The sequence below is a fragment of the Brucella sp. BE17 genome (assembly GCF_039545455.1).
Classification (GTDB): domain Bacteria; phylum Pseudomonadota; class Alphaproteobacteria; order Rhizobiales; family Rhizobiaceae; genus Brucella.
In genome coordinates this window covers 734,268-752,466 of sequence record NZ_CP154468.1, presented here as the reverse complement: position 1 = coordinate 752,466, position 18,199 = coordinate 734,268, and the positions used below count along the sequence as shown (strand labels likewise).

Below are 18,199 nucleotides of genomic sequence, written 5' to 3'. Positions count from 1 at the left end.
AAAGGCGGGTGCTTTAGCGCCCGCCGCTTTGCGTTTCACATATCTAGAACGGTTCGCACAAATGAAAAAGCCGAATATCCTCATTCTCATGGTCGATCAGTTGAACGGAACGTTCTTCCCCGACGGTCCCGCGCAGTTTTTGCATGTGCCGCATTTGCGTGCGCTGGCTGAGCGTTCGTCACGCTTTGCAAATTGCTATACGCCAAGCCCGCTTTGTGCCCCCGCGCGTGCCTCGTTCATGTCGGGGCAGTTGCCGTTTCGCACCGGCGTCTATGACAATGCGGCCGAGTTTTCATCGGAAATTCCGACCTACGCCCATCATTTGCGTAATGGCGGCTACCAGACCGCGCTTTCGGGCAAGATGCATTTTGTCGGCCCCGACCAGTTGCATGGGTTCGAGCAGCGTCTGACCACCGATATTTATCCGGCCGATTTCGGCTGGACGCCGGATTATCGTAAGCCCGGTGAACGCATCGACTGGTGGTATCATAATCTCGGCTCCATTACGGATGCTGGCTCGGCCGAAATCACCAACCAGCTCGAATATGACGATGAGGTGGCCTATCAGGCCGAAGCCAAGCTTTACGATCTGGCGCGCAGCCATGACGAAAGGCCATGGTGTCTGACGGTGAGTTTTACCCATCCGCACGACCCTTATGTGGCGCGCAAACGCTTTTTCGATCTTTATGCCGATATTCCCGAACTCGATCCAAAGATCGGACCCTTGGCGGAAACGGAAATCGACCCGCACAGCGAACGCCTTTTGCGTGCCTGCAAGGCGGAGGATTATGATCTGACCCGCGAGCAGGTGAGGGCAGCGCGACAGGCCTATTTCGCCAATATCTCCTATGTCGATGAAAAGATCGGGCAATTGCTCGATGTGATCGAGCGCTGCAACATGGCCCAAGATACGATTGTTGTCTTCACCTCCGATCATGGCGACATGCTGGGCGAGCGTGGATTGTGGTTCAAGATGAGCTTCTTTGAGGGTGCAGCAAGGGTGCCTCTGATGATTTCCGCCCCGCAATTGCCCGCTGGTCGTGTCGATACGCCGGTTTCGACGCTCGACGTGCTGCCGACGCTAGCCGATCTGGCAGGCATCGATCTTATGGGCATCATGCCTTGGACGGACGGGGTTTCGCTGAGGGGCGTTGCATCAGGTAATGAGACACGTGGTGCCGTCCCAATCGAATATGCGGCCGAAGGCACGATTGCGCCCATGGTTTCCATGCGCGAAGGGCCATGGAAGCTGAACCTTTGCCGTGCCGACCCGCCGCAATTGTTCAATCTCGATGATGATGCGGCCGAACTGCGCAATCTGGCAGGGTCGCCCGCTTATCAGACAATACTACACGATCTTACGCGCAAAGCGGAAGCCCGCTGGAATCTCGATCGATATGACGCCGATGTGCGCGCAAGCCAGGCGCGGCGGCATGTGGTCTATCCGGCACTTCGCAACGGCGCCTATTATCCATGGGATTATCAGCCCCTGCAAAAAGCGTCCGAGCGCTATATGCGCAATCACATGGACCTCAATGTGCTGGAGGAGAATCAGCGTTTTCCGCGCTGAAAAAACGAGGGGTATGCTTTTTACAGCCGGTCTTTAAGCGCATACCACGACAGGGCCAGAAACAGCAGCGGTGCGCGCAGGGTGCGACCGCCGGGGAAGGCTGGAATGTGCAGCTCCTCGAACAGTTTCAGCTTGTCGCGCTTGCCGGAAATGGCCTCGGCGTATAGCCTACCCATGAAATTGGCCAGCATCACGCCGTGGCCCGAATAACCGCCAGCGGAAATGACGCCGGGCATCACCTCGCGTACAAAAGGCTGGCGCGGCATGGTGATGCCGACCGAACCGCCCCATGCATGGGTGATCTCGACGTTCTCAAGTGCCGGATAGATTTCCGCGATCTGGCGCCGGATATGCGTGCTGATGTCACGCGGGTTGTCCGCCGTATACGCCTCACGTCCGCCAAACAGCAAACGGCCATCCTTGGAGCGACGGAAATAGCGCACGACGAAGCGTGAATCATCCACCGATTCCCCGCCCGGTATGACGGAACTGTCATCACCAAGCGGCACAGTTACCCCGATGAAGGACCGGATTGGCATGACGTGCGAAGCACTTGTGGGCTCGAGATCGCCGCCATGCGCATTGACGGCAAGAAAGGTATGGCGGGCGGTGATCGTACCGCGCGGGGTTTGAATTTCCACGCGACCGCTCGCCGTGGAGATTTTTGTCGCTTTGGTATTCTCGAACAGCCGTGCGCCTGCGGCCTGCGCCGCCTTTGCCGTACCAACTAGCAGTTTCAGCGGATGAATGTGCCCAGTACCCGCATCATAAACGCCCCCGTGATAGCGGCTGGAGCCTAAAAGGGACGCCATTTCGGCCTGCTCGACAAAGCGTATATGCGGATAATTGAAACGCGCCGCCATCGCTTGCGCGTGATCCTGATAGGCTTTCAGATAGCGCGGTTTATGGACGGCGGAAATCTGCCCAGGCACATAGTCCATATCGATAGTGTGCTCTTTGGCAAAGGCAAGCATATGCGCTTTGGCCTCGTCTGCAACATCAAACAGCGCCTTGGCCCGCGCAAAACCATATTGCTTCTCAAGGTCTTCAGCCCATGTGCGCTGGCCGGTACCAAGCTGTCCGCCGTTGCGGCCCGATGCGCCATCACCGAAGCGCGCCGCATCAATCAGGATCACATCCGCACCCTGCCGCGCCAAATGATAGGCGGCTGACAAACCCGTATAGCCGCCACCGATGACGGCGACATCAGCCTGTTGCGCGCCGTCAAGTTCGGGATACTGCGGTCGTACGGAAACACTGGCTTCGTACCACGAATAGCCCGGAGAAATGGGTGACTGGTATGGCATTTGCAGCCGATCAAACGTTGAGCAGCAGGAACTCGCGTTCCCAGGGGCTGATGACTTCCATGAAAGTTTCAAATTCGGCGCGCTTGATGGCGGCATAGGTGGTAACAAACGAACTGCCGAGCATATTGCCGAGTTCCGTGTCTTCCTCGAATAGCTCCACCGCATCGATCAGCCCGCGCGGCAATTCGATCTCCTTGGTGTTGACGCTTGTTGTTGCCGGTTCCTCAGCCTCAAGCTTATTGATAAGCCCGATCAGGCCACAGGCAAGTGACGCCGCCAGCGCCAGATAGGGGTTGGCGTCAGAGGATGGAATGCGGTTTTCAACACGTCGCGCATCGGGCGACGAGCGCGGCACACGAAATGCCGTGGTGCGATTGTCATAGCCCCATTTGACGTTAACAGGTGCAGATGCATCCGGGGTCAGGCGGCGATAGGAATTTACATAGGGTGCAAACATCACCAATGCATTCGGCACATGTTTTTGCATGCCACCGAGAAAATGGCGAAAAGCCTCGCTTTCGCTGCCATCCTCATTGGTAAAGATGTTCTGTCCCGTTTTCTTATCGACGACGGATTGGTGAATATGCATAGCCGAGCCGGGCTGGCCCTGAATGGGCTTTGCCATAAAGGTCGCATACATGTCGTGCTTGAGTGCTGCTTCACGAATGGTTCGCTTGAACATAAAGACCTGATCGGCAAGTTCGACCGGATCGCCGTGGCGCAGGTTTATTTCAAGCTGTGCAGCCCCTTCCTCGTGGATCAGCGTGTCGATTTCCAGACCTTGACCTTCGGAAAAATGGTAGATGTCATCTATCAATTCATCGAATTCATTGACACCTGCGATCGAATAGCCTTGCCCGCCGCCAATGGCGCGGCCGGAGCGACCGACCGGCGGGGTCAGCGGATAATCGGGATCGGGGTTCTTGCGCACCAGATAGAACTCGATTTCGGGGGCGACGACCGGCTTCAAACCGCGCCTGTTAAAGGCGGCGACCACGCGACGCAGCACATTGCGCGGCGTGAATTCCACCGCGCGTCCGTCCTGATAGACGAGATCGCAGATCACCTGCGCTGTGGCATCAGATTCCCACGGCACCGCCGAAAGTGTGGAGAGGTCCGGTAAAAGCCGCAGATCACCGTCATCTGCCGGATAGTGGAAACCATAGCCATCTTCGGGGTATTCGCCGGAAATCGTCGCCATGAAAACGGCGGAAGGAAGCGCCAGCGAGGTATTGGAGGTGAATTTTTTAGACGGCATCATCTTGCCGCGCGCCACACCTGCCTGATCGGGGGTGATGCATTCGATGTCTTCGATATCGCGCCAGGCCAGCCATTCGGTGGCCTGTTTCCAATTTTTCACACCACGCAGCGCCTTGACATAACTCGGCGTACGGCGACGCGGCGCTCGCGTAACCTTTTTCTCCGTCGTATCAGCAGACATCCATCACCAGACTATTATTAAGATATCTGCATGATAGCTGCGCCGCGCAGCTTTGACAAAGGGGGCATGGGTCTTTTTTCAGGGCGAATAATATCGCGTCAACCTATCCGCCGAAATGCTTTCTCAGTCCAGGAACATGATCAAGCAGCTCCTCAGTAAGGTTTGGCTCTATTTCACGAAGATGCCGGATGACGATTGTACCTGCATGATGGAGCTGCTCGAACGTCAGCCCGTTTTTTTCGAGAGCGACAAGGCCACTTACCAAAGCCTCAGCCTTTTCACCGGCAAAGTGGCCAAGCACACCGGAAAAAACCCCCAACGCACCTTCATTGACCAGTTGCTGTGGAGCCATGACATCGTTGGCGGCTGCAAGTGCATCTGCACCTGAAAGCTTTACAAAAAAACGTTGTGCATGTTCCGGCGCTTCATGGAGGATGATTGAGAGGACTATTCCGGCGGCACGTTCTGCCACCTGCTGGTCGATACCGGCGGTACTGGCGATCTCGTCTATGAGGGTTTGAACAGGCATGGGCGCACTTAAAATCCGGATGAAAATCAACTAAAAATGCTTTAATATTCTGGATTATGGCGTCTTCATCGCGCCAGCGCCACGGTCAGAAAAGACAGGCTCGCATGATGCCGCCGCCTGGGAACCAGCGCGGCGACATCTTGAAGTCTCACTTGTCCTGCGTAACGACGACCGGAATCAGCAAGTCGCCCCAGTTACCGTTGCCGCCATGATGACGAGCGGAGCGGATCAGCTCGACCGACACGCCAGCATCGACCGCTTTCATGACGGTATAATTGAGGCGATGCAGATCGTTGGCCAGCATGCGAATAATATTTTGCTGGTCGCTCGACATGGCGGAAGACTGTTCTTCCGCTCTTTCCTTGACTCGTGCGGGTGAATTCATGACATATCCTCCTTGAGTGCGCGCTGTCGCTACTCGGCAGCGGGTCTGAACTGCGCGGTTTCGGTTGATTCACGCATGGCGGTCGTCGAAGACTTACCTCCGGTAATGGCCAGCGACACGGCATCGAAATAGCCGGTGCCGACCTCACGCTGGTGTTTCGTTGCCGTATAACCATTGACTTCGGACGCGAATTCCGCCTGTTGCAACTCGGAATAGGCGGCCATCTGCCGGTCTTTATAGCCACGTGCCAGCTCGAACATACCGTGGTTGAGCTGATGGAAGCCCGCCAGCGTGATGAACTGGAACTTGTAGCCCATGGTCCCCAGCTCATGCTGGAATTTGGCAATCGTCGCGTCATCGAGATTCTTTTTCCAGTTGAACGATGGCGAGCAATTGTAGGCCAGAAGCTTGCCCGGATGCGCCTTGTGCACGGCATCGGCAAAACGACGCGCCTGTTCGAGATCGGGCTTGGAAGTCTCCATCCAGATCAGATCGCAATAGGGCGCATAGGCAATCGCACGCGCAATGCAGGGCTCGATGCCGTTTTTCACCTGATAAAAGCCTTCCGCAGTCCGGCCCGCGTCATAATCGACAAAGGGCTGGTCGCGCTCGTCAATATCCGAGGTCAAAAGCTTGGCGGCTTCTGCATCGGTTCGCGCGATGACCAGCGTTGCTGTGCCCATCACATCGGCTGCCAGACGCGCTGCATTGAGATTGCGGATATGCGCAGCCGTCGGGATCAGAACCTTGCCGCCGAGATGGCCGCACTTCTTCTCGGATGCGAGCTGGTCTTCATAATGGACACCAGCAGCGCCCGCCTCGATGAACGCCTTCATGATCTCGAACGCATTGAGCGGCCCGCCAAAGCCTGCTTCCGCATCGGCAACGATGGGAGCAAACCAAGTGTCGACTGAAAGCCCGTTGCCCTCGGCGGTTTCGATCTGGTCGGCGCGTTGCAGCGTCTTGTTGATACGTTTGGCCAGTTCCGGTGCCGCATTGGCCGGATAAAGCGACTGGTCGGGATACATGGCTGACGCCGTATTGGCATCCGCCGCCACCTGCCAGCCCGAGAGATAGATCGCCTTGAGGCCTGCGCGGACCATCTGCATAGCCTGATTGCCCGACAAGGCACCGAGCGCATTCACAAAATCCTCGTCGTGGATAAGCTTCCACAGACGGTTGGCCCCCATTTCGGCCAGCGAATAGCGGATATCCACCGAGCCGCGCAGCCTTTTGACGTCTTCAGCCGTATGCGGGCGCTCGATACCATCAAAGCGGCCCTTGGGCGCGGAAGGAATAAGGCTGTAAAAATCTGTCATATCAGTGCCTCCTCGTGCGTAATGCGATTATTAAAGCGTTAGAGAGCAGTACTGATTGGCCGCTCTGTCTGTGACATAATTTACAGAACAGCAAAGAAGCTGCTAGAAAAAGCCGAAAAATAACGCGATAATAAGGGAAATACTGTCAAACCCTTTACTAATACAGCATGTAAAATTGTAAAGTTTGTAAAATATTCCACCGCAATAACTTTGTCATGGTTTGTAAAATGTGTGTTCGATTGCGGAAGGTTGATTTGGGAGGATCAGATGAGTGAACGAAAGCTTTTCGCGGGCCCGCGCATCCGGCGCATTCGCAACGAGCGCGGACTGACCCAGACGGCGATGGCCGAGGGGCTTGGCATTTCGCCGTCCTATCTCAACCTCATCGAACGCAACCAACGCCCGCTGACCGTTCAGCTTTTGTTAAAACTGGCGAGTACTTACACACTCGATCTGAACAGTCTTCAGGCCGAGAGCGGGACAAGCATTGCCAACCTCAAGGAAGTTTTTTCCGACCCTTTATTAGCCGGAGAATTGCCGGGTGATCAGGAATTGATCGAGGTGGGCGAGGCGGCTCCCAACGCTGCCACCGGTATGGTAAAACTTTATCGCGCCTATCGGGAGCAGCAGCAACGCCTCACGGACCTGTCGCAATTGCTCAGCCATGAAGGCGGTGAAGCGCAACTTTCCGCAACGCGGTTACCACTTGATGAGGTGCGGGACGGGATGGCGCGGCGCAGCAATCATTATGCGCGGATTGAGGAGGAGGCGGACAGTTTTTATGCGCTTTTAAAGCCGGAGGGCGATCTGCCCACCGCCTTGCGGGAGTGGATGAAGCGCGAGCATGGCATTGTGGTGCGCACGTTGCCGGTGGCAAGCATGCCCAACTGGCGCAGGCGCTATGACCGGCATTCGCAACGACTTTTCATTTCCGAACGGCTGTCGCCCTATGATCAGATGCAGGAAATCGCGATCGAGGCGGTGCTGATACGCATGCAGGTGGTGATCGGCGCTGAAGTGGAAGGTCTAAAGCTATCAACAAGCGAAGCGCGGCGTATTGCGCGTTTTGAACTTGCCCGTTATGCGGCGCAGGCTTTGATGATGCCCTATCGCGCCTTTCGCGATGCGGCGGTGCGTGTGCATTATGATATCGATGTGCTGCGTTCGCGTTTTGGCGTGTCGTTTCAGCAGGCAGCAAACCGGCTCACCACCTTGCAACGACCGGGGGAGAGTGCCGTGCCATTTTTCTTGATGGAAGTCGACCATGCGGGCAATCGTCTGCGCCTAGCAGGCGCGCAGGGCTTTCCGCAGCGTTTTGGCGGGCAATGCCCGAAACTCGCCGTTTATTCGGCCTTCGCGCAAGCGGGACAGGTATTGGCCGAGCCGGTTGTGTTTCCCGATGGCTCGGCTTTCCTGACGGTTTCGCGCACATTGGAAGGACCGCAAGGTGCATTTGGCGAGCGTCCACGCCGCACGGCTATCCTTTTGGGTTGCGCTATGGAAGCCGCTGGTGACACGGTCTATGGAGCGGGAAAAGCGGCAGCCATTGAAATCGGTCCCGCCTGCAGGCTTTGCGAGCGGCAGGGCTGCATCACCCGCGCCGAGCCGCCGCTGACGCGTCCGCTCGGGCTTGACGAGATGGTGGCGGGACTGTCCGCGTTTGATTTTCAGTAGTTGCTCCATATTTTTGTGTTTGTCGTGTCATCCGCCTGTTGACGAGAGCCACACAATCTAAAAAGGTGGAAGAATATTTTGACCCCTGAAACCGCACGCAAAATGATGTGCGCAATGGAGCACGCGATGAGGATGAAATCCTTCCTTCTGACGACGACACTTTTGGCCGCTGCCGTCTTCCCCGCGAGCGCGCAGGAGCGGGTTGTTAACATCTATAACTGGTCGGATTATATCGACGATTCCATCTTAAAGGATTTCACCAAGGAAACCGGGATCAAGGTTGTCTATGACGTCTATGATTCCAACGAAATTCTTGAAACCAAGCTTCTGGCTGGTGGCAGCGGCTACGATCTCGTTGTGCCTTCGGGTGAATTTCTCGGTCGCCAGATACCGGCGGGTGTCTTCCTGAAACTCGACAAGGACAAGCTGCCCAATCTCAAAAACATGTGGGACGAAATCTCAACCCGTGCCGAGACCTATGATCCGGGTAACGAATATTCAGTCAATTATATGTGGGGCACCACCGGCATTGGCTATAACAAGGCCAAGATCAAGGAAGCGCTCGGCACTGACACAATCGATTCCTGGGATGTCCTGTTTGACCCGGAAAAGTCAGAAAAGCTCAAAGGCTGCGGCATTTATCTGCTCGACTCGGCCAGTGAAATGCTGCGTCCAGCGCTGAATTATCTGGGTCTCGATCCGAATTCCCCATCTCCCGCCGATCTGGAAAAAGCGCAAGAGCTTTACCTGAAAGTACGTCCCAATATCCGGAAATTCCATTCATCGGAATATATCAATGCGCTGGCGAATGGCGATATCTGTATGGCCATCGGCTATTCGGGCGATATTTTTCAGGCCCGCGACCGTGCCGAAAAAGCCAATCACGGCGTCGAGGTCGGCTATTCCATCCCCAAGGAAGGCGCACTGATCTGGTTCGACCAGATGGCGATCCCTGCCGACGCCAAGCATGTGCCGGAAGCGCTTGAGTTCATGAACTACATCATGCGCCCGGAAGTGGCAGCCAAGGCATCCGACTATGTCTTTTACGCCAATGGAAACGAGGCTTCGCAGGAATTCCTCAACAAGGAAATTCTCGATGACCCGGAAATCTATCCGAGCGAAGAAGTCATGAAGAAACTGTTCGTGCCCACTCCCTATGACCAGAAGACCCAGCGCGTCGTCACGCGCGCGTGGACCAAGATCGTCACAGGCCAGTAATATTGAGATAATAAGACGGCTTGTGAGCCGCGACGGATATTTCCGTCGAAAACTTCAAGAGCGGCTCACTGTTCATACAGGCGGGCCGCTCTACGTCTTGAAATAGCAATTCTGGTCTTGGTCAGGTTCCTGACAGGTCGATAGGGGAACGATATGGAATCTTTTGGCAGTTTTCGCCGCAAATTCGCGCCGTGGAATGATCCGGCGGCCAAGCCCTTTATTTCATTCGAGAACGTGACGAAAATATTCGACGGTTTTACTGCCGTCGATGATCTGTCTCTCAATGTTTTCAACCGCGAATTCTTTTCGCTTCTGGGAGCGTCCGGCTGTGGCAAGACAACGCTGATGCGCATGCTGGCCGGCTTTGAAGAACCTACATCAGGACGTATTACGCTTGATGGGCAGGATCTGCGCGGCATTCCGCCCTACAAGCGTCCAGTCAACATGATGTTCCAGTCTTATGCACTGTTCCCACATATGACAGTTGAAAAGAATATCGCTTTTGGCCTCAAGCAGGACGGTATGGCCAAATCTGAAATGGATGATCGCGTTGCCGAAATGCTGAAACTTGTAAAGCTCGAAAAATTCGGCAAGCGCAAGCCGCATCAGCTGTCCGGCGGGCAGCGCCAGCGCGTGGCACTTGCACGCGCGGTCGCCAAACGGCCAAAGGTGCTGTTGCTTGACGAGCCGCTCGGCGCGCTCGACAAGAAACTACGCGAAGAGACGCAGTTTGAGCTGATGGACTTGCAGGTCAAGCTCGGCATGACTTTCATGGTTGTCACCCACGATCAGGAAGAGGCGATGACCATGTCCGATCGCATTGCGGTCATGGACAAGGGGCGCATCATGCAGGTGGCAACACCGGCTGAAGTCTATGAAGCACCACGCTCGAAATTTGTCGCCGACTTTATCGGCAATGTGAATATCATCGAGGGCGAAGTAGTGAAGGCGTTTGAAGGCGAGGCCGAAATCGCCACGGAAAAGTTCGGCTTTCATATTCAAACCGAAACACGCGAAACGCTCAGCCCCGGGCAAAAGGTTTGGTATGCGGTGCGGCCCGAAAAGACCCGCATCAGCCGTGAAAAGCCCGAGGAAGCCTCCATCAATGCGGTCGAGGGCGAGTTGTGGGACATCGCGTATTTCGGTGATATGACGGTGTTTCACGTGCGCCTCGATAATGGGCGCACAATCAAAGCTGCAAGCCTCAATGCCGTGCGCAAGACCGAAAATCCGCTCACCTATGACGAACGGGTCTGGGTCTCATTCGACACCGATGCCGGTCTGGTGCTGACGGCCTGAGGAGGGGCAAGCCATGCATAAGCTGATTGCCTCTGTTACCAGCCGCCTCGTCATTGCTGTGCCCTATCTGTGGCTGCTGGTCTTCTTTCTGATTCCGTTTTTCATTGTCTTCAAGATATCGCTTTCGGAAGTCGCGATGTCGATCCCGCCCTATATGCCGACTTTCGATTGGGCCGACGGGGTTGCCCAAAGCTGGGAGAAGGTAAAACAGCTTTCGCTGGATAATTACCTGTGGCTGCTCGACGATCCACTTTACTATAAAGCCTATCTTTCGAGTGTCCGTATCGCGGCTATTTCGACGTTTTTGACGCTGCTCGTCGCCTACCCGATGGCCTATGGCATTGCACGTGCGCCGACCACGATTCGCGCTACTCTGCTGATGCTCGTGATCCTGCCATTCTGGACATCGTTCCTGATCCGCGTCTATGCGTGGATCGGTATTCTCAAGCCCGAAGGGCTGCTCAATCAGTTTCTGATGTGGCTCAATATCATCGATACGCCGCTCAATATCCTCCACACCGACACGGCGGTATTTATCGGCATCGTCTATTCCTATCTGCCTTTCATGGTGCTGCCGATCTATTCCTCGCTCGAGAAGTTGGACTACTCGCTGATCGAGGCTGCACAAGATCTCGGCTGCACGGCCTTTACGGCCTTCTGGAAAATTACCTTTCCGCTGTCGCTGGCGGGCGTTCTGGCCGGTTGTTTTCTGGTGTTTATTCCGGCGGTCGGCGAGTTCGTCATTCCCGATCTTCTCGGTGGCTCGGAAACTCTTATGATCGGCAAGACGATCTGGAGCGAATTCTTTTCCAATCGCGACTGGCCGGTGTCATCTGCTGTTGCGGTGGTGCTGCTGGTGTTGCTCATCGTACCGATTGTGATCTTCCAGCAGGTACAGGCAAGAGCGCAGGAAAAGGGGAGATAGACCATGCAGAATAACTGGTCCCGTTTTAATATAGCGTCGGTTGCGCTGGGTTTCGCCTTTCTCTATCTGCCGATTGTTCTGCTCGTCATCTATTCGTTCAACGAATCCCGCCTGGTCACCGTCTGGTCCGGGTTCTCGACAAGGTGGTACGCTCAGCTTTTTCAGAACCAGGCGCTGATGGATGCGGCGTGGGTGACGATCCGTGTTGGACTTCTGTCAGCAACGATTGCCACCGTGCTGGGTACGCTGGCAGCACTCTCCCTGACGCGTTACACGCGCTTTCGCGGGCGGATGCTGTTTTCGGGCATGGTCTATGCACCGCTGGTCATGCCGGATGTGATTACAGGTTTGTCGCTGCTGCTTTTGTTTGTGGCGATGAATTTTGACCGTGGTTTCTGGACCGTGACACTTGCACACATCACTTTTTCGATGTGTTTTGTGGCGGTGGTCGTTCAGTCTCGTCTGGTAAGCTTTGATCGTTCACTGGAAGAAGCGGCCATGGACCTTGGCGCGCCACCGGTTACGACCTTCATGAAGATTACACTGCCAGTCATTCTACCTGCTGTTATTTCAGGCTGGATGCTGGCTTTCACGCTGTCACTTGATGATCTGGTGATTGCAAGCTTCGCATCCGGCCCCGGCGCGACAACCCTGCCAATGAAGATTTATTCCCAGGTTCGTCTAGGCGTGACGCCTGAAATCAACGCCATCTGTACGATCCTGATTGCGCTCGTGACCACAGGAGTGATTATCGCTTCTGTCATCAACAAGCGCCGCGAAGTGCAGCGCCGTCGCGACGAGCAGGCAGCATTCCGTATGACATAAGCGGATAGATATAACGCTATAAAAAGAAACCCCGGTGACCAAATGGCCACCGGGGTTTCTTTTTGCTTAATCTGTATTCCGGGATTAGCGGCGCTTTGCCACCGGAATATAATCGCGTTCTGCCGCACCTGTATAGAGCTGACGCGGACGACCGATCTTCTGTGCCGGGTCTTCGACCATTTCCTTCCACTGCGCCACCCAGCCGACAGTGCGGGCGAGTGCGAAGAGCACGGTGAACATTTCGGTCGGGAAGCCGAGCGCCTTCAGCGTAATACCCGAATAGAAATCGATGTTCGGATAAAGCTTCTTCTCGATGAAATACTCGTCCGTCAGGGCGATCTTTTCCAGTTCGAGCGCCACGTCGAGAAGCGGATCGTCCTTGATGCCGAGTTCGGCCAGTACTTCATGCGTGGTCTTCTGCATGATCTTGGCACGTGGATCATAGTTCTTGTAGACGCGGTGGCCAAAGCCCATCAGACGGAACGGATCGTCCTTGTCCTTGGCACGCGCAATATATTCAGGGATACGGTCGACCGAGCCGATTTCCGAGAGCATGTTGAGCGCTGCTTCATTGGCACCGCCATGCGCCGGACCCCAGAGGCAGGCGACACCGGCTGCAATGCAGGCAAAGGGATTGGCGCCCGACGAGCCAGCCAGACGCACCGTGGAGGTCGAGGCATTCTGCTCATGATCGGCATGCAGAATGAAAATGCGATCCATGGCACGCGCCAGAACCGGATTGACCTTATAATCCTCGCAGGGCACCGAAAAGCACATATGCAGGAAGTTCGACGCAAAATCGAGGTCGTTCTTGGGATACATGAACGGCTGGCCGATATGATATTTATAGGCCATTGCTGCAAGGGTCGGCAGCTTGGCGATCAGGCGAATGGAGGCCACCATGCGCTGATGCGGATCGGTAATATCGGTCGAGTCGTGATAAAAGGCCGACATGGCACCCACGCAGCCAACGATGACGGCCATCGGATGAGCATCACGGCGGAAGCCGGTGAAGAACTTGGTCATCTGCTCGTGGACCATCGTGTGGCGGGTCACGCGATAGTCAAAATCAGCCTTCTGTGTCGCGGTCGGCAGTTCGCCATAAAGGAGCAGATAGCAGGTTTCTAGGAAGTCGCCGTTTTCGGCCAGCTGGTCGATCGGGTAACCGCGATAGAGAAGAATACCCTCGTCACCGTCGATATAGGTGATCTTGGATTCGCATGACGCCGTCGACGTGAAACCGGGATCATAGGTAAAAGCCTTCGAATTCTTGTAAAGTGGACCGATCTCCACAACGTCCGGCCCGACAGTGCCTTGTCGTACAGGCAGATCAAAAGTGTTGCCGTCGAGAGTAAAGCTAGCTGTCTTTGCTGACATTATAGTTCCTTTCGTGTCCAGTTTGCCGCCCCCGGCGGCAGAATTGAATCGCTGCTATAATTTATTTCTTATCTTTTTCGGGTGCCCGATCCTGACCGGATGCCCTCGTTTCGACGCAAATTTTCCGACAAACTATCGCAAACCGTATGTGATGCAATGCGAAATTTGAACAAACTATGCGTGGTGTGTCACGTCAGTGTGAACGAACGCAACTTAACCGATTTGATCGCGAATACGTGCAAGAGCCTCGTCGCGTCCGAGCACGAAAAGCACATCGAATACGCCGGGTGACGTGGCACGGCCCGTGAGAGCTGCGCGTAGTGGCTGCGCCACCTTACCGAGCTTAAGCCCTGCCGATTCTGCAAAAGCACGCGCTGCAGCATCGAGCGCGTCGACTGTCCATTCACTTGCGGCTTCCAGATGCGGCAGCACAGATTTCAAAACGGCGCGGCCTTCCTCATTGAGAATCGAAGCGGCTTTTTCGTCCAGCGCCAGCGGGCGCGGGGCGAAGATAAACTTTGCCCCGTCTGCAAGCTCTACCAGCGTCTTGGCGCGATCTTTAAGCCCTGGCATGGCGGCGAGAAGCTGCGCACGGCGCTTGTCGTCGAGTGCTGTGGCCAATTCCTCGCCGCCTTCGATTTCTGGCAACACTGCAATCAGCGCATCGAACAAAGTCTGGTCTTCGCTCGAACGCATATAAAGGCCGTTGATGGCTTCAAGCTTCTGGAAATCGAAGCGGGCAGCGCCCTTATTGATATCCTTGACGTCAAACCATTCCACCATCTGTTCGGTAGACATGATTTCATCGTCGCCATGGCTCCATCCCAGACGCACGAGATAATTGCGTAGCGCCTCAGGCAGATAACCCATGGCGCGATAGGCATCGACGCCGAGCGCGCCGTGGCGCTTGGAGAGCTTCGCGCCGTCTGCGCCATGGATCAGCGGGATGTGAGACATTTGTGGCACATCCCAGCCCATCGCGTCATAGATGATAGTCTGGCGTGCAGCGTTGGTCAGATGATCGTCACCACGAATGATATGCGTCACCCCCATATCGTGATCATCAACGACGACTGCATGCATATAGGTAGGCGTTCCATCGGAGCGAAGGATGATGAAATCATCAAGGTCCTTGTTCGGGAAACGCACATCGCCCTGTACTGCATCACGCACCACGGTTTCACCCTCGACGGGTGCCTTGATTCGAATGACCGGCTTCACCCCTTCCGGGGCCTCCGAGGGATCACGGTCGCGCCAGCGTCCGTCATAGCGTGGGGGCTGGCCTTCTGCGCGCGCTTTTTCACGCATGGCTTCCAGCTCTTGCGGCGTAGTGTAACAATAATAGGCCTTACCCAGCGTGACGAGCTGTTCGGCGACTTCACGATGACGCGGGGCGCGCTCGAACTGTGAAATCGCATCGCCATCCCAGTCGAGGCCGAGCCATGTCAGTCCGTCGAGAATGGCTGCGGTTGCTGAATCCGTTGAGCGTTCGCGGTCGGTGTCCTCGATGCGCAGCAGCATCTTGCCGCCACTATGCTTGGCATAAAGCCAGTTGAACAGCGCCGTGCGCGCGCCACCGATATGAAGGTAGCCCGTGGGCGAGGGGGCAAAACGGGTAATGACCGGTTTGGGCATAATAGCTCCACTTATGTCATGCGCTGCTGGCGAGCCGACAATGCCCACCTGATTGCGCAAACTTGAATTCTGATGTCCGCCTTGAGGAGCGGAAAGGATTCGATGACGGAATCTTCTCGATTTCAGCTGGCGTTCATGTAGCATAGAGAACAATGTGCGCAAGAGTTTTGGCACTTTTGCGTGCCAGCAGGGTATCTGCAGTCAGGCGGGGGCATGACGGGCACGAGAGAGGCAGCGACAGCCAGTGAGCGGATGCTTGTCAAAAGCATATCCGGCGATCTCATGCGTTCACGCCTTGTCGACGCGCGGCTGACACCGCAAACTGACGCACGCTCGCTTCCACAAATTATAACCAATTCGCCTCTTTCTGTGCGTGAGCGTGCGCAGCTCAGCCTTTTGGGGCTAACGGTTATTGTTTACGATGCGCTCAGTCTTGAGCGCGCCCGAGGTGTTTTCTTTCTGCTGGTGCCGGTTCTGGCTGGTTGCGGAGCAGTTTTATATTTTGCCGTGCCGTTCGAACCGGACTGGACGCCTGTTCTGGCGATCACATCGGCTATCATCATCATCAGGTTTTTCGTATGGCGACAATTTCTGATCGCACAATTGCTGACACTGGCACTGGCATTTCAACTGGGGATTATTGCAGGCAAATGGGAAACGCAGCACCGTGCAACGCCGATGCTCGGCTCAGACATTTCAACCCGCATAACAGGCCGTGTCACATCACTGGAATATCGCGACAATGGCAGTTGGCGCGTAACGCTTGATGTGCTGCACACTGAACGCCCGAAGCTGAAATATGTGCCGGAGCGCATTCGCATCACCGCCCGCGACATACCGGCCACGACGACGGTCGGCAGCGGCCTTTCGGGCTTTGCCAGATTACGCGTGCCGTCCGGTCCGGTGCGCCCCGGCAATTACGATTTTTCCTTTCATGCCTATTTTACAGGTATCGGCGCGAACGGTTTTTTCCTCGGCACACCGAAATTAACGCCAGTTGCGCCAGAAACAAACCTGTCGGCGCGGCTCAGCGCATGGATCGCGCTATTGCGCATCCAGGTTTCTGAGCGGGTGGAGGAAGTGATTGGCGGCGAGGACGGCAATGTGGCCGCAGCGTTGATTGCCGGGACACGCGGCGGCATCAGCGATGAAACCAATGAAGATCTGAGAAAAGCCGGACTGGCGCATATTCTTTCGATTTCCGGCCTGCACATGGCGCTTGCAGCCGGTGTTGTCATGCTAAGTCTGCGTTCAGCCTTTGCGTTATTTCCAGCTTTCAGTACGCGCCATCCTGTGAAGAAATATGCGGCGTTTTTGTCGCTGTTGAGCTGCACTTTCTATCTCGCCATGTCCGGGGCAGATGTCGCAGCACAGCGCAGCTATGTGATGATCGCCGTCATGCTCTGCGCACTTCTGGCCGACCGCGCCGCGATCAGCATGCGCAATCTGGCAATCGCAGGGGTGGCAATGATCGCCATCTCGCCGCATGAAGTGCTGGGGCCGAGTTTTCAGATGTCGTTTTCAGCAACTGCTGCGCTGATCGCAGCCTATGCCTGGTGGGGCGCGCGCAACGCGGAAAAACTGTCGCGTCACGAAAGGCGGGCGGCGCCTGCGGGATGGATGAGAAGATTTTTCGCACCGGCCATCGCGACTGGTGCTACTTCGCTGGTGGCGGGTCTCGCCAGCGGCATATTTGCAGCCTATCATTTCAACAACACCGCGCCGCTCGGGCTTCTCGGCAATGTGCTGGCGCTTCCGGCAATTTCCATTCTCGTCATGCCGTTTGCAGTCTTCAGCCTTGTACTGATGCCGCTTGGTCTTGACTGGCTACCGCTGCAAATCATGGGTGTCGGCATCTGGGTGGTTCGGCAGATCGCAGCCTTTATCGCGCTGTGGTCACCCGACGGCAATCCGGGTGCAATGCCAGTCGCGTCGCTGATCTTGTGGACCATTGCACTGATCCTGGCGGTCATTCTAACGACGCGATTGAAACTGCTGGCTTTGCCTTTTGTGGTGGCGGGCACCTTTGCCTTTATCAGCCAGCCATTTCCCGATATTATCATTTCCGAAGATGCGAAGCTCGTGGGTGTTCGCATGGCGGACGGCATTCTCGCACTGAACCGTGAGCGTCCGCCGAAATTCACGATACAGAACTGGCAGACGGCCTATCTTATCGAGCGTTTCATAACACCCCGCAATGCAACCGAACAATCTACCGATACAAAAAGAGAATTCGTTTGCGAGGAGGGGCTTTGCACAGTGGAACTTCGCGATGGGCGAACACTGGCCTATACGGCAGAGCACGACATGCAGGACATAGCCTGTAACGTTGCAGACGTTATAATCCTTGCCGTTCCCGGAAAAACGACCCATTGCCCGCAAGTGGGAAAACTTGTCCTTAACCGGCGTGACCTCGCTTTGAAGGGCACCGCCGAAATCAGGCTGGGTAAACCACATTTTGTAAGCGAAGCGTCGTCCATGGCGTCAACCGGCAATACTGCCATCCCCGAAACACTGCCTGTGTTCAAAACCGCATATGCCGACGAGACGGTCTATTCGGTGGGAGAACCACGTCGTGCCTGGCAATTGCATCGTCTTTATTCGCGCGCAGCACGCGGTCTGCCTGACCGTCTTCCCTACAAGAAGGCGCTTTCACGCAATAAGGACAGCCACAACGCAAAATGATCAGACAACG

The 18,199-nt window shown here is 55.6% G+C and carries 14 protein-coding genes; 7 read left to right on the top strand and 7 right to left on the bottom strand.

Annotation, left to right across the window (positions count from 1 at the left end; translation table 11 throughout):
* Positions 1 to 61: 61 nt before the first annotated feature.
* Positions 62 to 1,570 carry a choline-sulfatase gene (betC, locus tag AAIB41_RS14800; protein ID WP_343316043.1) on the top strand — a complete coding sequence of 503 codons (1,509 nt, stop codon included), beginning with the start codon at positions 62 to 64 and terminating at the stop codon, positions 1,568 to 1,570.
* 20 nt (positions 1,571 to 1,590) lie between these two features.
* Here the strand turns inward: betC and AAIB41_RS14795 are convergent, their stop codons facing one another.
* The 5 genes from AAIB41_RS14795 to aceA form a co-directional block, all read right to left on the bottom strand.
* Positions 1,591 to 2,877, bottom strand: a complete 1,287-nt coding sequence (locus AAIB41_RS14795) for an FAD-binding oxidoreductase (RefSeq protein ID WP_343316042.1) — start codon at positions 2,875 to 2,877, stop codon at positions 1,591 to 1,593.
* Between the two features lie 10 nt (positions 2,878 to 2,887).
* The gene (locus AAIB41_RS14790; RefSeq protein WP_343316041.1) at positions 2,888 to 4,318 is read right to left on the bottom strand and encodes a glutamine synthetase family protein; all 1,431 of its coding nucleotides are present in this window, start codon (positions 4,316 to 4,318) and stop codon (positions 2,888 to 2,890) included.
* A gap of 103 nt (positions 4,319 to 4,421) precedes the next feature.
* The gene (locus AAIB41_RS14785) at positions 4,422 to 4,847 is read right to left on the bottom strand and encodes a hypothetical protein (RefSeq protein ID WP_343316040.1); all 426 of its coding nucleotides are present in this window, start codon (positions 4,845 to 4,847) and stop codon (positions 4,422 to 4,424) included.
* Positions 4,848 to 4,995: 148 nt separating this feature from the next.
* Positions 4,996 to 5,232, bottom strand: coding sequence for a hypothetical protein (locus AAIB41_RS14780; protein ID WP_343316039.1), 237 nt, complete (start codon positions 5,230 to 5,232; stop codon positions 4,996 to 4,998).
* A 29-nt stretch (positions 5,233 to 5,261) separates the two neighbouring features.
* Complete coding sequence (gene aceA / locus AAIB41_RS14775; RefSeq protein WP_343316038.1) at positions 5,262 to 6,551, bottom strand: isocitrate lyase; 1,290 nt, start codon at positions 6,549 to 6,551, stop codon at positions 5,262 to 5,264.
* Between the two features lie 267 nt (positions 6,552 to 6,818).
* Between aceA and AAIB41_RS14770 the strand changes: the two genes are divergently transcribed.
* From AAIB41_RS14770 to AAIB41_RS14750, 5 genes are all read left to right on the top strand, one after another.
* The gene (locus tag AAIB41_RS14770) at positions 6,819 to 8,225 is read left to right on the top strand and encodes a short-chain fatty acyl-CoA regulator family protein (RefSeq protein WP_343316037.1); all 1,407 of its coding nucleotides are present in this window, start codon (positions 6,819 to 6,821) and stop codon (positions 8,223 to 8,225) included.
* A gap of 126 nt (positions 8,226 to 8,351) precedes the next feature.
* On the top strand, positions 8,352 to 9,443 hold the full coding sequence (locus AAIB41_RS14765) for a polyamine ABC transporter substrate-binding protein (protein ID WP_343316036.1): 1,092 nt from the start codon (positions 8,352 to 8,354) through the stop codon (positions 9,441 to 9,443).
* Positions 9,444 to 9,596: 153 nt separating this feature from the next.
* Complete coding sequence (locus AAIB41_RS14760; protein WP_343316035.1) at positions 9,597 to 10,742, top strand: ABC transporter ATP-binding protein; 1,146 nt, start codon at positions 9,597 to 9,599, stop codon at positions 10,740 to 10,742.
* 13 nt (positions 10,743 to 10,755) lie between these two features.
* Positions 10,756 to 11,667 carry an ABC transporter permease subunit gene (locus tag AAIB41_RS14755; protein WP_343316034.1) on the top strand — a complete coding sequence of 304 codons (912 nt, stop codon included), beginning with the start codon at positions 10,756 to 10,758 and terminating at the stop codon, positions 11,665 to 11,667.
* Between the two features lie 3 nt (positions 11,668 to 11,670).
* Positions 11,671 to 12,492 carry an ABC transporter permease subunit gene (locus tag AAIB41_RS14750; RefSeq protein ID WP_343316033.1) on the top strand — a complete coding sequence of 274 codons (822 nt, stop codon included), beginning with the start codon at positions 11,671 to 11,673 and terminating at the stop codon, positions 12,490 to 12,492.
* Positions 12,493 to 12,576: 84 nt separating this feature from the next.
* On the opposite strand, the gene gltA is transcribed toward AAIB41_RS14750, so the two are convergent.
* Together gltA and gltX are read right to left on the bottom strand one after the other, a co-directional pair.
* Complete coding sequence (gene gltA / locus AAIB41_RS14745) at positions 12,577 to 13,869, bottom strand: citrate synthase (protein WP_343316032.1); 1,293 nt, start codon at positions 13,867 to 13,869, stop codon at positions 12,577 to 12,579.
* 213 nt (positions 13,870 to 14,082) lie between these two features.
* A complete protein-coding gene (gltX, locus tag AAIB41_RS14740; RefSeq protein WP_343316031.1) occupies positions 14,083 to 15,504 on the bottom strand; it encodes a glutamate--tRNA ligase in 1,422 nt (473 codons plus the stop codon).
* Positions 15,505 to 15,717: 213 nt separating this feature from the next.
* On the opposite strand from gltX, the gene AAIB41_RS14735 reads away from it, so the two are divergent.
* On the top strand, positions 15,718 to 18,189 hold the full coding sequence (locus AAIB41_RS14735) for a ComEC/Rec2 family competence protein (RefSeq protein WP_343316030.1): 2,472 nt from the start codon (positions 15,718 to 15,720) through the stop codon (positions 18,187 to 18,189).
* Positions 18,190 to 18,199 lie beyond the last annotated feature (10 nt).

What these genes read in the sequence shown, in the direction of transcription:
- AAIB41_RS14750 (WP_343316033.1), top strand. Translation starts at nt 11,671, where the DNA reads ATGCAGAATAACTGGTCCCGTTTTAATATAGCGTCGGTTGCGCTGGGT.
- aceA (WP_343316038.1), bottom strand. Translation starts at nt 6,551, where the DNA reads ATGACAGATTTTTACAGCCTTATTCCTTCCGCGCCCAAGGGCCGCTTT.
- betC (WP_343316043.1), top strand. Translation starts at nt 62, where the DNA reads ATGAAAAAGCCGAATATCCTCATTCTCATGGTCGATCAGTTGAACGGA.
- AAIB41_RS14795 (WP_343316042.1), bottom strand. Translation starts at nt 2,877, where the DNA reads ATGCCATACCAGTCACCCATTTCTCCGGGCTATTCGTGGTACGAAGCC.
- gltX (WP_343316031.1), bottom strand. Translation starts at nt 15,504, where the DNA reads ATGCCCAAACCGGTCATTACCCGTTTTGCCCCCTCGCCCACGGGCTAC.
- gltA (WP_343316032.1), bottom strand. Translation starts at nt 13,869, where the DNA reads ATGTCAGCAAAGACAGCTAGCTTTACTCTCGACGGCAACACTTTTGAT.
- AAIB41_RS14755 (WP_343316034.1), top strand. Translation starts at nt 10,756, where the DNA reads ATGCATAAGCTGATTGCCTCTGTTACCAGCCGCCTCGTCATTGCTGTG.
- AAIB41_RS14770 (WP_343316037.1), top strand. Translation starts at nt 6,819, where the DNA reads ATGAGTGAACGAAAGCTTTTCGCGGGCCCGCGCATCCGGCGCATTCGC.
- AAIB41_RS14760 (WP_343316035.1), top strand. Translation starts at nt 9,597, where the DNA reads ATGGAATCTTTTGGCAGTTTTCGCCGCAAATTCGCGCCGTGGAATGAT.
- AAIB41_RS14790 (WP_343316041.1), bottom strand. Translation starts at nt 4,318, where the DNA reads ATGTCTGCTGATACGACGGAGAAAAAGGTTACGCGAGCGCCGCGTCGC.
- AAIB41_RS14785 (WP_343316040.1), bottom strand. Translation starts at nt 4,847, where the DNA reads ATGCCTGTTCAAACCCTCATAGACGAGATCGCCAGTACCGCCGGTATC.
- AAIB41_RS14735 (WP_343316030.1), top strand. Translation starts at nt 15,718, where the DNA reads ATGACGGGCACGAGAGAGGCAGCGACAGCCAGTGAGCGGATGCTTGTC.
- AAIB41_RS14765 (WP_343316036.1), top strand. Translation starts at nt 8,352, where the DNA reads ATGAGGATGAAATCCTTCCTTCTGACGACGACACTTTTGGCCGCTGCC.
- AAIB41_RS14780 (WP_343316039.1), bottom strand. Translation starts at nt 5,232, where the DNA reads ATGAATTCACCCGCACGAGTCAAGGAAAGAGCGGAAGAACAGTCTTCC.